Consider the following 13961-nt stretch of genomic DNA (forward strand, 5'->3'; position numbering starts at 1 on the left):
CCCGGCCCCGGCCCGGCCGCCCCGCGCCTGTCGGCACCGCACCCGCAGGCATTCGGCCGCCACCGCACGGCGGGAGGCCGTGTGAGCGGGAAACCCGAACTCAGGGGGCGGGCCGCCCGGCTCGCCCGTCTCATCCCCACCGGCGGTGGTGGGTCCGCCGCCCGCACCCCCTTCGTGCTGCTGGTCGTCCTGTTGCTCGGCGGCGGGCTCATCGGGCTCCTCGTGCTGAACTCCGCGCTCAGCGAGGGCGCGTTCAAGCTCGACGACCTGCAACGGCAGACCAAGAACCTCACCGATGAGGAGCAGGCCCTCCAGCGGGACGTGGACGCCTACGCGGCCCCGGACGCCCTTCAGCGCCGCGCCCGGGAACTCGGCATGGTCCCCGGCGGCGACCCCGCGTTCCTCAACCCCGACGGCACCGTCAAGGGTGTTCCCTCGGCCGCCGCGGGGCGGCCCGCGGTGAACACCGCCGCGCCCCGCCCGCCCGAGGTGCTCAGCCCCTATCCGGACCCCGCGTCGTCCCCGGGCACCCCGGCCCCACTCTCACCGAGCCTCCCGGCGCAGCCGTCCCCGGCCTCCCCGTCCCCGGCCGGCTCCGCGACCGCGCCCTCCACCCCGCCCGCACACCCCTCCCCGACCCCCGGCAGGTGACGGAAGTGTCCGACAGGGAACCGCCGCGCCGCCGCGTACCCGGCCCCGCCCGGCCCGTGCGCCCCGACGCCCGGCGCCGCCCCGCCGCCGGCGCCCGCTCCGGCCCCGGAGCCCGCCCCGCGCGCCGCCCGGCCCCGGCCCGTCGCCCCGCCTCCCGCGGCATCCGGCTCGGCAGCCCCCGCCCCCGGCTGCGCCTGGTCGGGCTCGCCCTGACCCTGGTGATGCTCGCCTTCGTCGTACGACTGCTCCAGGTGCAGGCCGTGGACGCGAGCGCGTACGCCGCCAAGGCCGACCAGAACCGTTATGTGGGGCGCACCCTGGCCGCCGTACGCGGCGAGATCACCGACCGCGGCGGGGTCGAACTGGCGACCAGCGTGGACGCTTACGACATCATCGCCGACCCCACGCTGTTCACGCCTGACGCCACCAAGACGCGGGACGCCCCCGAGCAGGCCGCCGCGCTCCTCGCCCCGATCATCGGCCAGGACACCGCCGAGGTCACCGCGAGGCTGAAGACCCCCCACACCCGCTATGTCCTGCTGGCCCGCCGCCAGACCCCCCAGGTGTGGAACCAGATCAAGGACCTGAAGAACACGCTCGCGGTCAAGGCCGGGACCGACCGCGACACGGTCAACGTGCTCGCCGGCGTCCTCGCCACCCCCACCAGCAAGCGCGTCTATCCCAACGGCGACCTCGCCGCCGGGATACTGGGCTGGGTCAACGCCGAGGGCAAGGGCGGGGGCGGCGTCGAACAGCAGCTGAACAAGGAACTGGCCGGCAAGGACGGCAAGATCCGCTACGCCCAGTCCGGCGGCCGGCTGGTGCCGACCGCGGGCTCGGCCGAGACGCCCGCCGTGGCCGGCACCGACGTGGAACTCACCATCGACCGCGACATCCAGTGGGCCGCCCAGAACGCCATCACCGAACAGGTGCGGAAGTCCAAGGCGGACCGCGGCTATGTGGTGGTGCAGGACACCCGCACCGGCCAGATCCTGGCCATGGCGAACTCGCCCGGCTTCGACCCCAACGACCTCTCCAAGGCCAGTCCGGCGGCGCTCGGCAACGCGGCCCTCCAGGACGCCTACGAACCCGGCTCCACCGCCAAGGTCATGACGATGGCCGCCGTGCTCCAGGAGAACGCCGCCACGCCCATGACCCATGTCACGGTGCCCAACCGGCTGCACCGCGGCGACCGGCTGTTCGCGGACGACGTCGACCACGCGACCTGGTACCTCACGCTCAACGGCGTGCTGGCCAAGTCCAGCAACATCGGCACCATCCTGGCGGCCGGCCAGCTCGGTAAGACCCAGGAGGCGGCCAACCGGGTCCTCTACTCGTATCTGCGCAAGTTCGGCATCGGGGAGCCCACCGGACTCGGATTCCCGGGCGAGACCAACGGCATCCTGGCGCCGCCCGACAAGTGGTCGACGTCCCAGCAGTACACGATTCCTTTCGGCCAGGGCGTGTCGATCAACGCGGTGCAGGCCGCGTCGGTCTACTCGACCATCGCCAACGGCGGCGTCCGCGTCGAACCCACCCTGGTGCGCGGCACCAAGGGTGCGGACGGCCGCTTCACACCGGCCCCGAAACCCGAGGAGAACAGGGTCGTCAGCGCGAAGACGGCGAAGACCCTCGCCCAGATGCTGGAGTCCGTCGTGGACGACGAGCAGGGCACGGGCATCAAGGCGCGCATCCCCGGGTACCGGGTCGCGGGCAAGACGGGTACGGCCAACCGCGTGGATCCGGCCACCGGCAAATACCGCGGATACACGTCTTCCTTCGCCGGGTTCGCGCCCGCCGACAACCCCCGCGTCACCGTCTACTGCGCCATCCAGAACGCCACCAAGGGCAGCTACTTCGGCGGCCAGATCTGCGGCCCCATCTTCAAGCAGGTCATGGAGTTCTCCCTGAAGACCCTCCAGGTCCCGCCCACCGGGGCCGAGGCCGCGAACCTCCCCGTCACGTTCACCCCGTGATCAGCTCCACGGAAGAGACCGACCAGGAACCAGCTCGTGACAACGATCACTCCCGACCCCGGGAACCACACCCCGCAGTCGCCCCCGTCCTCGCCGGACCGCGCTGAGCGCGGGCTCCTTTTTAGCCCCGGCGGGGGTACGCCCGGTACGCTCACCGCCGTGCCACACGCTGATCAGTCCCAAACCACCCAGAAGGTCGTTACCGTGACATACCCGGGACCGCCGCGACCGGTTCACGTCTCCGCCGTACCCCTCGCGGAACTGGCCGATCAGCTGGGTGCCACCGCCCCGGAGCCCCCGGCCGGCGCCGTCGAGGTCACGGGGATCACCCATGACTCACGTGCCGTCCGCCCCGGTGACGTGTACGCCGCCCTGCCCGGGGCACGTCTGCACGGCGCCGACTTCGTCACCCAGGCCGCGAGCCTCGGCGCGGTGGCCGTGCTGACGGACCCGACGGGCGCCGAGCGTGCCGCCGCCACCGGGCTGCCGGTCCTGGTGGCCGACGATCCGCGCGCCCGGATGGGCGAGCTGGCGGCCACGATCTACGGCCACCCGGGCCGCGATCTGCTCCAGATCGGCATCACCGGCACCTCCGGCAAGACCACGACCGCGTACCTCGTCGAGGGTGGTCTGCGAACGGCCCGCTCCACCGGACTGATCGGCACCGTCGAGATGCGCATCGGCGACGAGCGCATCAAGTCCGAGCGCACCACGCCCGAGGCCACCGATCTGCAGGCCCTGTTCGCGGTCATGCGCGAGCGCGGGGTCGAGGCGGTCGCCATGGAGGTCTCCAGCCACGCGCTGGTCCTCGGCCGCGTCGACGGCTGTGTCTTCGACATCGCCGTCTTCACCAACCTCAGCCCGGAACACATGGAGTTCCACTCCGACATGGAGGACTACTACCGGGCCAAGGCGCAGTTGTTCACCGAGCGGCGCAGCCGGCGCGGTGTGGTGAACCTCGACGACGAGTACGGCCGCCGGCTGGTGAAGGAGGCCGGCGTCCCGGTCGTCACCTTCTCGGCCGAGGGCCACCCGGACGCCGACTGGCGCGCCGAGGACGTGCGGATCGGCCCGATGGACGCCCTGTTCACCGCGGTCGGCCCCGAGGGGCAGCGGATCGCGGCGCGGTCGCCGCTGGCCGGTCCCTTCAACGTGGCGAACACCCTCGCCGCGATCGTCGCCCTCGCCGCGGCCGGTCTGGACCCGCAGACCGCCGCCGACGGCGTCGCCGCCGTACCGGGCGTCCCGGGGCGCCTGGAGCGCGTGGACGCCGGGCAGCCCTATCTCGCGGTCGTGGACTACGCCCACAAGACCGACGCCGTCGAGTCCGTGCTGCGCGCCCTGCGCAAGGTCACCGAGGGCAGGCTGCACGTGGTGCTCGGCTGCGGCGGCGACCGGGACACCACCAAGCGCGCCCCGATGGGGGCCGCAGCCGCCCGGCTCGCGGACACGGCGGTGCTGACCTCCGACAACCCCCGCTCCGAGGATCCCCTGGCGATCCTCGCCACCATGCTCCAGGGAGCGGCGTCCGTACCCGCACACGAACGCGGTGAGGTGCAGGTCTTCGAGGACCGGGCCGCCGCCATCGCCGCCGCCGTGGCCCGCGCGCGGCCCGGGGACACCGTGCTGGTCGCGGGCAAGGGCCATGAGCAGGGCCAGGACATCGCCGGGGTGGTCCGTCCGTTCGACGACCGCCAGGTGCTTCGCGAAGCTATCCAGAAGACCCAGGGATGAACTTGTGATCGCCCTCTCCCTCGCCGAGATCGCAGAAGTCGTCGGCGGGCAGACGCATGACATACCGGATCCGTCCGTCCAGGTCACCGGACCCGTCGTCCGGGACTCCCGCGAGGCGGAGCCCGGCGCCCTCTTCGTCGCCTTCGTCGGCGAACGCGTGGACGGGCACGACTTCGCGGACGCGGTCGTCCGGGCGGGAGCCGTCGCCGTGCTGGCGTCCCGCCCGGTCGGCGTGCCCGCGATCGTCGTGGACGACGTCCAGGCCGCCCTCGGTGCCCTCGCCCGCCATGTCGTCCAGCGGCTCGGGGCGACCCTCGTGGCGCTGACCGGCTCCGCGGGCAAGACCAGCACCAAGGACCTCATCGCCCAGGTGCTCCAGCACAAGGCGCCGACCGTGTGGACGCCGGGCTCGCTCAACAACGAGATCGGGCTGCCGCTGACCGCGCTCAGCGCCACCGAGGAGACCCGGTTCCTCGTCCTGGAGATGGGCGCCCGCGGAATCGGCCACATCCGCTACCTCACCGACCTGACCCCGCCGAGGATCGGCCTGGTGCTCAACGTGGGCACGGCCCACATCGGCGAGTTCGGCGGCCGGGAGCAGATCGCCCAGGCCAAGGGCGAACTGGTCGAGAGCCTGCCCTCCGAGGACGAGGGCGGCATCGCCGTCCTCAACGCCGACGATCCGCTCGTACGCGCCATGGCGTCCCGTACGAAGGCGAAGGTGACGCTTTTCGGAGAGTCCGGCGAAGCGGACGTACGCGCCGAGAATGTGCGACTCACGGACAGTGGACAGCCGGCCTTCAGCCTTCACACACCCTCCGGGTGCAGCGATGTGACCATGCGCCTGTACGGTGAGCACCACGTGTCGAACGCGCTCGCCGCGGCCGCCGTCGCCCATGAGCTGGGCATGTCTGCGCAAGAGATCGCCACCGCGCTCTCCGAGGCGGGCTCCCTCTCCCGCTGGCGTATGGAGGTCACCGAGCGCCCGGACGGCGTGACGATCGTCAACGACGCCTACAACGCGAATCCTGAGTCCATGCGGGCCGCCCTGCGCGCCCTGGCAGCCATGGGCAAGGGACGGCGGACCTGGGCGGTGCTCGGCAAGATGGCCGAGCTCGGGGACGAGGCGCTCGCCGAGCACGACGCGGTCGGACGGCTCGCCGTCCGGCTCAACGTCAGCAAGCTCGTCGCGGTCGGGGGCAGGGAAGCGTCCTGGCTGCAACTGGGCGCATACAACGAGGGTTCGTGGGGTGAGGAGTCGGTGCACGTGTCCGACGCACAGGCGGCGGTCGACCTGTTGCGCAGCGAGTTGCGCCCGGGAGACGTCGTACTCGTGAAGGCGTCCCGGTCGGTCGGGCTCGAGAGCGTGGCGCAGGCGCTGCTCGAGACCGGTGCCGAGGGTGAGGTTGCCGCCCGATGATGAAGCAGATCCTGTTCGCAGGAGTCATTGGTCTGTTCCTCACCCTGATCGGCACCCCGCTGCTGATCAAGCTGCTCGCCCGCAAGGGCTACGGTCAGTACATCCGTGACGACGGACCGCGCGAGCACGCCAGCAAGCGCGGTACGCCGACCATGGGTGGCATCGCGTTCATCCTGGCCACGATCGCCGCGTACTTCCTGTCCAAGGTGATCACGGGCAAGCCGCCGACCTTCTCCGGTCTGCTGGTGCTCGGCCTGATGGGCGGCATGGGCCTCGTCGGCTTCCTCGACGACTACATCAAGATCGTCAAGCGGCGCTCGCTGGGTCTGCGGGCCAAGGCGAAGATGGCCGGCCAGCTGATCGTCGGTATCGCCTTCGCGGTGCTGGCCCTGCAGTTCGCCGACGCCCGCGGCAACACCCCGGCCTCCACCAAGCTGTCCTTCGTGCAGGACTTCGGCTGGACCATCGGCCCGGTGCTCTTCGTGGTCTGGGCGATCTTCATGATCCTCGCCATGTCGAACGGCGTGAACCTCACCGACGGTCTCGACGGCCTGGCCACCGGCGCCTCCGTGCTCGTCTTCGGCGCCTACACGTTCATCGGCGTCTGGCAGTTCCAGGAGTCCTGCGCCAACGCGCAGACCCTGACCAACCCGGCCGCCTGCTACGAGGTACGAGATCCGCTCGACCTGGCGGTGGTCTCCTCCGCGCTGATGGGCGCCTGCCTCGGCTTCCTGTGGTGGAACACCTCGCCCGCCAAGATCTTCATGGGCGACACCGGATCGCTGGCCCTGGGCGGCGCGCTCGCCGGTCTCGCGATCTGCTCCCGCACCGAGCTGCTGCTCGCACTGCTCGGCGGTCTGTTCGTCCTGATCACCATGTCGGTGGTCATCCAGGTCGGCTCGTTCCGGCTGACCGGTAAGCGGGTCTTCCGGATGGCGCCGCTCCAGCACCACTTCGAACTCAAGGGCTGGTCCGAGGTCCTCGTCGTGGTGCGTTTCTGGATCATTCAGGGCATCTGCGTCATCGTGGGACTCGGCATCTTCTACGCGGGATGGGCAGCGGAAAAGTGACCGACTGGCAGGGTAAGCACGTCACCGTCGCCGGGCTCGGCGTCTCCGGCGTCCCGGCGGCCAAGGTGCTGCACGGGCTCGGCGCTCTCGTGACCGTCGTCAACGACGGCGACGACGAGCGGGCCCGGACGCAGGCCGCGGAGCTGCAGGCGCTCGGCGTCACCGTGCGCCTGGGCGACGGAGCGACCCTGCCGGAAGGCACCGAGCTGATCGTCACCGCGCCGGGCTGGAAGCCCGACAAGCCGCTGTTCGTCGCGGCGGCCGAGGCGGGCGTCCCGGTCTGGGGCGACGTCGAGCTGGCCTGGCAGCTGCGCGGCCCGGACGCCGCTCCCTGGCTCGCGGTCACGGGCACCAACGGCAAGACCACGACCGTGCAGATGCTCGCCTCGATCCTGAAGGCCGCGGGCCTGCGCACGGCCGCCGTCGGCAACATCGGGGTCTCGCTGCTGGACGCCGTCCTCGGCGAGGAGCAGTACGACGTCCTGGCCGTGGAGTTGTCGAGCTACCAGCTCCACTGGGCGCCCTCGCTGCGCGCCCACTCCGCCGTGGTGCTCAACCTGGCGCCCGACCACCTCGACTGGCACGGCTCCATGGAGGCGTACGCCGCCGACAAGGGCCGTATCTACGAGGGCAATCGGGTCGCCTGTGTCTACAACGTCGCCGACAAGGCGACCGAGGACCTGGTGCGCGAGGCGGACGTCGAGGAGGGCTGCCGGGCCATCGGCTTCACGCTGGGCACGCCCGGTCCGTCCCAACTCGGCGTCGTGGACGGCATCCTGGTCGACCGCGCCTTCGTCGAGGACCGGCACAAGAACGCCCAGGAGCTCGCCGAGGTCTCCGACGTGAACCCGGCGGCCCCGCACAACATCGCCAACGCCCTTGCCGCGGCGGCCCTCGCGCGCGCCTTCGGGGTGCCGGCCCACGCCGTACGGGACGGGCTGCGGTCCTTCACCCCGGACGCGCACCGCATCGCGCATGTGGCCGACGTGGACGGGGTCGCGTACATCGACGACTCCAAGGCCACCAACACGCATGCCGCGGAAGCCTCGTTGGCCGCCTACGAGTCGATCGTGTGGATCGCGGGCGGCCTCGCCAAGGGCGCCACCTTCGACGAACTGGTCGCGGGTGCGGCGAAGCGGCTCAGGGGTGTCGTGCTCATCGGCGCGGACCGCGCGCTGATCCGTGAAGCCCTCGCGCGACACGCGCCGGAAGTACCCGTCGTCGACCTCGAACAGACCGACACTGGGGCGATGCGTGCGGCTGTCCGGGAGGCGCGGCGGCTGGCCGGCCCCGGCGACACGGTGCTGCTGGCACCGGCCTGTGCCTCCATGGACATGTTCGCCAACTACAACAAGCGCGGCGACGCCTTCGCGGAGGCGGTTCGCGAACTCGGCGCCACCGGCGCCTGACGGCGGGGTTCGGCCACGGCGGGTGCTTCGGGACCCTTGGAGGGACGCGTGACTCGGATGCGGCCGGGGCGTCGCCCGCGGCTTTCCGCCGGTGGCCCGGGACCGTGTGCGGAACGCGCTTCCACGGCAGGGAAGTGAGCATCGATGCCAAGCAGCCGTACCAGCCGTCCGCCCGCCCAGCGCGCCCCCGGGCGGCCCTCGGCCGCCCGCGCCCCGCGCGAGAACCCGCTCACCCGGTTCGTCACGCGGGCGCGGCGCGCCTGGGACCGGCCGCTCACCGCCTACTACCTGATCCTCGGCGGCAGCCTGCTGATCACCGTGCTGGGTCTGGTGATGGTCTACTCGGCCTCGCAGATCACCGCGTTGCAGATGTCGCTGCCCGGGTCGTACTTCTTCCGCAAGCAGTTCCTCGCGGCCTCCCTCGGCGCCCTGCTGCTGCTCCTCGCGTCGCGGATGCCGGTGAAGCTGCACCGCGCGCTGGCCTATCCGATCCTCGCGGGAGCCGTCTTCCTGCTGGTCCTGGTGCAGGTGCCGGGGATAGGAGTGGCGGTCAACGGCAACCAGAACTGGATCTCGCTCGGCGGCTCCTTCCAGATTCAGCCCAGTGAGTTCGGCAAGCTCGCGCTGGTGCTGTGGGGAGCTGATCTGATCGCCAGGAAACAGGACAAACGGCTGCTCACCCAGTGGAAGCACATGCTGGTGCCGCTGGTCCCCGTGACCTTCATGCTGCTCGGGCTGATCATGCTGGGCGGGGACATGGGTACGACGATCATCCTGACCGCGATCCTGTTCGGGCTGCTCTGGCTGGCCGGAGCGCCCACCCGGCTGTTCGCCGGGGTGCTGGGCATCGCCGTGGTGCTCGCCGCCATCGCCATCGAGACCAGCCCGCACCGCCTGAACCGGCTCGCCTGCATCGGCGCCACCGACCCCGGTCCGAACGACATCTGCTGGCAGGGCGTGCACGGCATCTATGCGCTCGCGTCCGGCGGAATCTTTGGCTCCGGCCTGGGTGCCAGCGTGGAAAAATGGGGCCAACTACCCGAAGCGCACACCGACTTCATCTTCGCCGTCACCGGTGAGGAACTGGGTCTCGCGGGCACACTGTCGGTGGTCGCCCTCTTCGCGGCTCTAGGCTATGCGGGTATCCGCGTGGCCGGACGCACGGAGGACCCCTTCGTGAGGTATGCCGCGGGAGGCGTGACGACCTGGATCACCGCGCAGGCGGTGATCAACATCGGTGCGGTGCTCGGTCTGCTGCCGATCGCCGGCGTCCCGCTCCCGCTGTTCTCCTACGGGGGATCCGCCCTGCTGCCGACCATGTTCGCCATCGGGCTGCTGATCGCCTTCGCGCGCGACGAACCCGGTGCACGGGCGGCGCTTGCGCTGCGGCAACCTCGCTTTGGTAGAAAGCGGGCGGGAGGCTCCGGGTCTGACCGGGGGCCTCGAAGATGGAACACGATGCGACGGCGTGCCTCGGCGGCGCGCTCGTCCGGAGAGCGGTGAATTTCGGTGCATGTCGTACTCGCCGGTGGGGGGACCGCCGGCCACATCGAGCCGGCGCTCGCCCTCGCGGACGCCCTGCGCAGGCAGGACCCGACGGTGGGGGTCACGGCCCTGGGCACGGAGCGCGGCCTGGAGACCCGGCTCGTTCCCGAGCGGGGCTATGAACTCGCGTTGATCCCCGCGGTCCCCCTGCCGCGCAAGCCGACCCCCGAGCTGATCACCGTCCCCGGACGGCTGCGCGGCACGATCAAGGCGGCCGAGCAGATCCTGGAGCGCACCAAGGCGGACGTCGTCGTCGGCTTCGGCGGCTATGTGGCGCTGCCCGGCTACCTGGCCGCCAAGCGCCTCGGCGTGCCGATCGTGATCCACGAGGCCAACGCGCGGCCCGGCCTGGCCAACAAGATCGGCTCGCGCTACGCGGCCCGGGTCGCCGTCTCCTCGCCGGACAGCAAGCTGCGCGGCGCCCGCTACATCGGCATCCCGCTGCGCCGCTCCATCGCCACCCTGGACCGCGCCGCCGTGCGTCCGGAGGCCCGCGCCGCCTTCGGGCTCGACCCGAACCTGCCGACCCTGCTGGTCTCCGGCGGGTCGCAGGGCGCCCGCCGGCTCAACGAGGTGGTCCAGCAGGTCGCCCCGTACCTTCAGCAGTCCGGAATCCAGATCCTGCACGCGGTCGGCCCGAAGAACGAACTGCCGCAGGTGCACCAGATGCCGGGGATGCCCCCCTACATCCCGGTACCGTATGTGGACCGGATGGACCTCGCATACGCCGCGGCCGACATGATGCTCTGCCGCGCGGGCGCGATGACCGTCGCCGAGTTGTCCGCCGTCGGGCTCCCGGCCGCCTACGTCCCGCTGCCGATCGGCAACGGCGAACAGCGGCTGAACGCCCAGCCGGTGGTCAAGGCCGGTGGCGGACTGCTGGTCGACGACGCGGAGCTGACGCCCGACTGGGTCCAGCAGAACGTACTGCCCGTGCTCGCCGACCCGCACCGGCTGTACCAGATGTCCCGCGCCGCCAGCGAGTTCGGCCGCCGGGACGCCGACGAGCTGCTGGTCGGCATGGTGTACGAGGCGATCGCCTCGGCACGGGCCGCCGGCTGACCCGGAGCACGGGTGGGGCGAGCGAGCCGAAGGGGCGCCTGAGCGCCCCGGTGGGGGGTCTCCCCGGCCGACGGCCGGGGCAGAACCGGGCCAGGAAACGGAGGGCGCGTGGCCGGACCGACGACCGCCGAGCGTGACGGGCGGCAGCAACGGGAGTCCGGCCCGCCCTTGCCGCCCCGTCTTGGGCGGCTTCGTCGCCTTCGTATGCTCGTCATCCTTTTGATTCTGCTGGTGTTGGTGAGCGGCGGTTCCATCTGGCTGCTGTACGGCTCCTCGTGGCTGCGCGTGCAGCGGGTCTCCGTCTCCGGCACCCGTGAGCTGACCCCGGCGCAGGTGCGCGACGCGGCCGGCGTACGGCTCGGCACGCCGCTGGTCTCCCTCGACACCGGCGCGATCGAGGCGCGGCTGCGCCGGAGACTGCCCCGGATCGACACCGTGGACGCCGTCCGTTCCTGGCCCCACGGAATCGCACTGAACGTGACCGAGCGCAGCCCGGTCCTGCTCGTCCGGGACGGTGCGAAGTATGTCGAAGTGGACCGGGAGGGCGTGCGGTTCGCGACGGTCGCGCAGGCCCCGAAGGGGGTCCCCGCGCTGGAACTCGCGCCGCCCCCGTCGTCCGGCCCCCAGCGCTTCGGCACCGACCGGCTGGTGCGTGAGGCGGTCCGGGTGGCCCAGGCCGTCCCGGCCGCCGTGGCCCGTGGCACCCGTGCCGTCAAGGTCCGTACCTACGACTCCATCTCACTGGAGTTGGGCGACGGCCGGACCGTGCTGTGGGGCAGCGGGGACAAGGGCCGCGCGAAGGCGGTCACGCTGACCGCACTGATGAAAGCCGCGCCCCACGCACGGCACTTCGACGTCAGTGTCCCCACCGCTCCCGCGTCATCGGGAAGTTGACGCACATCCGCGCAGGCCAGCACCCTGGTTGGGCACCGCTACGGCTGATCACATAGGGTGAAAAGAAAAACGGGAGGTTCGGCGTGTTCGTTGTACGCGCGCCACTTGTCGACTTAGTGTCCTGTTCGGAAGAGTCCAAGGAACAGACACACTGGTAACCCTAAACTTCAGGGTGAGGGTTCGGGTCGGCGTTCGGACCGTCCCATTCGGCATCTGCCGTCGGACCGCGGGGCACCCGCGGGGCGCCGGCAACGTAATTCGAGGCGAGAGGCCTTCGACGTGGCAGCACCGCAGAACTACCTCGCAGTCATCAAGGTCATCGGTGTCGGCGGCGGTGGTGTCAATGCCATCAACCGGATGATCGAGGTCGGTCTCAAGGGCGTCGAGTTCATCGCCATCAACACCGACGCGCAAGCTCTGTTGATGAGCGACGCCGACGTCAAGCTCGACGTCGGCCGTGAACTCACCCGCGGACTCGGCGCCGGCGCCAACCCGGCCGTCGGCCGCAAGGCCGCCGAGGACCACCGCGAGGAGATCGAGGAGGTCCTCAAGGGGGCCGACATGGTCTTCGTGACGGCCGGTGAGGGTGGCGGCACCGGCACCGGCGGCGCGCCCGTCGTGGCCAACATCGCGCGCTCCCTCGGCGCCCTCACCATCGGTGTGGTCACGCGCCCGTTCACCTTCGAGGGACGCCGCCGCGCCAACCAGGCCGAGGACGGCATCGCCGAGCTGCGCGAAGAGGTCGACACCCTCATCGTCATCCCCAACGACCGGCTGCTGTCCATCTCGGACCGCCAGGTCTCCGTGCTCGACGCCTTCAAGTCGGCGGACCAGGTGCTGCTCTCCGGTGTCCAGGGCATCACCGACCTGATCACCACCCCCGGCCTGATCAACCTGGACTTCGCCGACGTCAAGTCGGTCATGTCGGAGGCCGGTTCCGCCCTCATGGGCATCGGCTCGGCCCGCGGCGACGACCGCGCGGTGGCCGCGGCCGAGATGGCGATCTCCTCGCCGCTGCTGGAGGCGTCCATCGACGGCGCCCGCGGCGTACTCCTGTCCATCTCCGGCGGCTCCGACCTCGGCCTCTTCGAGATCAACGAGGCCGCCCAGCTGGTGAGCGAGGCCGCGCACCCCGAGGCCAACATCATCTTCGGCGCCGTGATCGACGACGCCCTCGGCGACGAGGTGCGGGTCACCGTGATCGCCGCCGGCTTCGACGGCGGCCAGCCGCCCGCCAAGCGGGAGAACGTCCTCGGCTCGTCCTCGGCGCGGCGCGAGGAGCCCGCCCCGTCGCGTCCCGCCGAGAGCCGCCCGTCCTTCGGCTCGCTGGGCAGCGTCACGCCGAAGGAGGCGCCGGAGCCCGCCCCGGAGCCGGTGAGCGAGCTGCCGGTCACCCCGCCTCCGATCCCGCCGTCCCGGACCTACTCGGACAGCGCGGCCGAGGAGCTGGACGTGCCGGACTTCCTCAAGTGATAGGACAGCGCGACACCGCGAGCGGCGCGCACTTCGCCTTCACCGACCGGTGGGGTGGGGTGAGCGCCGCTCCGTACGAGGAGCTCAATCTCGGCGGCGCGGTCGGCGACGACGCCGAGGCCGTGCGCACCAACCGGGAACTGGCCGCGAAGTCGCTGGGCCTGGACCCCGGCCGGGTGGTCTGGATGAACCAGGTGCACGGCCGGGACGTGGCCGTGGTCGACGAGCCGTGGGGCGCGCGGCCGGTGCCCGAGGTCGACGCGATCGTCACCACCCGGCGCGACCTCGCGCTCGCCGTGCTCGTCGCCGACTGCACCCCCGTTCTGCTGGCCGACCCCGTGGCCGGGGTCGTGGCCGCCGCCCACGCGGGCCGGCCCGGCATGGTGGCGGGGGTGGTCCCCGCCGCCGTCCGCGCGATGATGGAACTGGGCGCCGAGCCGTCCCGGATCGTCGCCCGCACGGGGCCCACGGTCTGCGGCCGGTGCTACGAGGTGCCGGAGCAGATGCGCGCCGAGGTGGCCGCCGTCGAGCCGGCGGCGCACGCCGAGACGAGCTGGGGCACTCCCGCGGTCGACGTGGCCGCCGGCGTGCACGCGCAGCTCGAAAGGCTCGGGGTGTGCGACCGGGCGCAGTCGCCGGTGTGCACGCGCGAGTCGGGTGACCACTTCTCGTACCGCCGCGACCGGACCACGGGTCGGCTCGCGGGATATGTCTGGCTGGACTGATG

Annotated in this window: 11 protein-coding genes; all 11 read left to right on the forward strand. The window is 71.6% G+C overall.

Going from position 1 to position 13961, the window contains the following annotated elements:
- The first annotated feature begins 81 nt into the window (after positions 1-81).
- The 11 genes from ACFY2Z_RS01355 (at position 82) to pgeF (ending at position 13959) form a co-directional block, all read left to right on the forward strand.
- The gene (locus tag ACFY2Z_RS01355) at positions 82-651 is read left to right on the forward strand and encodes a hypothetical protein (protein WP_390742118.1); all 570 of its coding nucleotides are present in this window, start codon (positions 82-84) and stop codon (positions 649-651) included.
- 5 nt (positions 652-656) lie between these two features.
- Positions 657-2627, forward strand: coding sequence for a peptidoglycan D,D-transpeptidase FtsI family protein (locus tag ACFY2Z_RS01360; RefSeq protein WP_390742119.1), 1971 nt, complete (start codon positions 657-659; stop codon positions 2625-2627).
- Between the two features lie 204 nt (positions 2628-2831).
- Positions 2832-4361 (forward strand): UDP-N-acetylmuramoyl-L-alanyl-D-glutamate--2,6-diaminopimelate ligase, encoded by a 1530-nt coding sequence (locus ACFY2Z_RS01365; RefSeq protein WP_390742120.1) that lies wholly within the window; start codon positions 2832-2834, stop codon positions 4359-4361.
- Positions 4362-4365: 4 nt separating this feature from the next.
- Positions 4366-5781, forward strand: coding sequence for a UDP-N-acetylmuramoyl-tripeptide--D-alanyl-D-alanine ligase (gene murF / locus ACFY2Z_RS01370; protein ID WP_390742121.1), 1416 nt, complete (start codon positions 4366-4368; stop codon positions 5779-5781).
- Positions 5778-6851 carry a phospho-N-acetylmuramoyl-pentapeptide-transferase gene (gene mraY, locus ACFY2Z_RS01375; RefSeq protein ID WP_311690864.1) on the forward strand — a complete coding sequence of 358 codons (1074 nt, stop codon included), beginning with the start codon at positions 5778-5780 and terminating at the stop codon, positions 6849-6851. The genes murF and mraY overlap by 4 nt, the downstream gene beginning before the upstream one ends.
- Positions 6833-8260, forward strand: coding sequence for a UDP-N-acetylmuramoyl-L-alanine--D-glutamate ligase (gene murD / locus ACFY2Z_RS01380; RefSeq protein WP_390742122.1), 1428 nt, complete (start codon positions 6833-6835; stop codon positions 8258-8260). Before mraY ends, murD begins: the two co-directional genes overlap by 19 nt.
- Positions 8261-8404: 144 nt before the next feature.
- Complete coding sequence (ftsW, locus tag ACFY2Z_RS01385) at positions 8405-9763, forward strand: putative lipid II flippase FtsW (protein WP_390742123.1); 1359 nt, start codon at positions 8405-8407, stop codon at positions 9761-9763.
- A 6-nt stretch (positions 9764-9769) separates the two neighbouring features.
- Positions 9770-10867, forward strand: coding sequence for an undecaprenyldiphospho-muramoylpentapeptide beta-N-acetylglucosaminyltransferase (gene murG, locus ACFY2Z_RS01390; RefSeq protein ID WP_365158807.1), 1098 nt, complete (start codon positions 9770-9772; stop codon positions 10865-10867).
- A 108-nt stretch (positions 10868-10975) separates the two neighbouring features.
- A complete protein-coding gene (locus ACFY2Z_RS01395) occupies positions 10976-11761 on the forward strand; it encodes a cell division protein FtsQ/DivIB (protein WP_390742124.1) in 786 nt (261 codons plus the stop codon).
- Between the two features lie 279 nt (positions 11762-12040).
- Positions 12041-13234, forward strand: coding sequence for a cell division protein FtsZ (ftsZ, locus tag ACFY2Z_RS01400; protein ID WP_365158813.1), 1194 nt, complete (start codon positions 12041-12043; stop codon positions 13232-13234).
- Entirely contained in the window at positions 13231-13959 is a 729-nt protein-coding gene (gene pgeF / locus ACFY2Z_RS01405) for a peptidoglycan editing factor PgeF (RefSeq protein WP_355903932.1), read from the forward strand. Before ftsZ ends, pgeF begins: the two co-directional genes overlap by 4 nt.
- Positions 13960-13961 lie beyond the last annotated feature (2 nt).

The sequence above is a fragment of the Streptomyces sp. NPDC001222 genome, from assembly GCF_042896945.1.
In the GTDB taxonomy this organism is placed as follows: Bacteria; Actinomycetota; Actinomycetes; order Streptomycetales; family Streptomycetaceae; genus Streptomyces; species Streptomyces gibsoniae.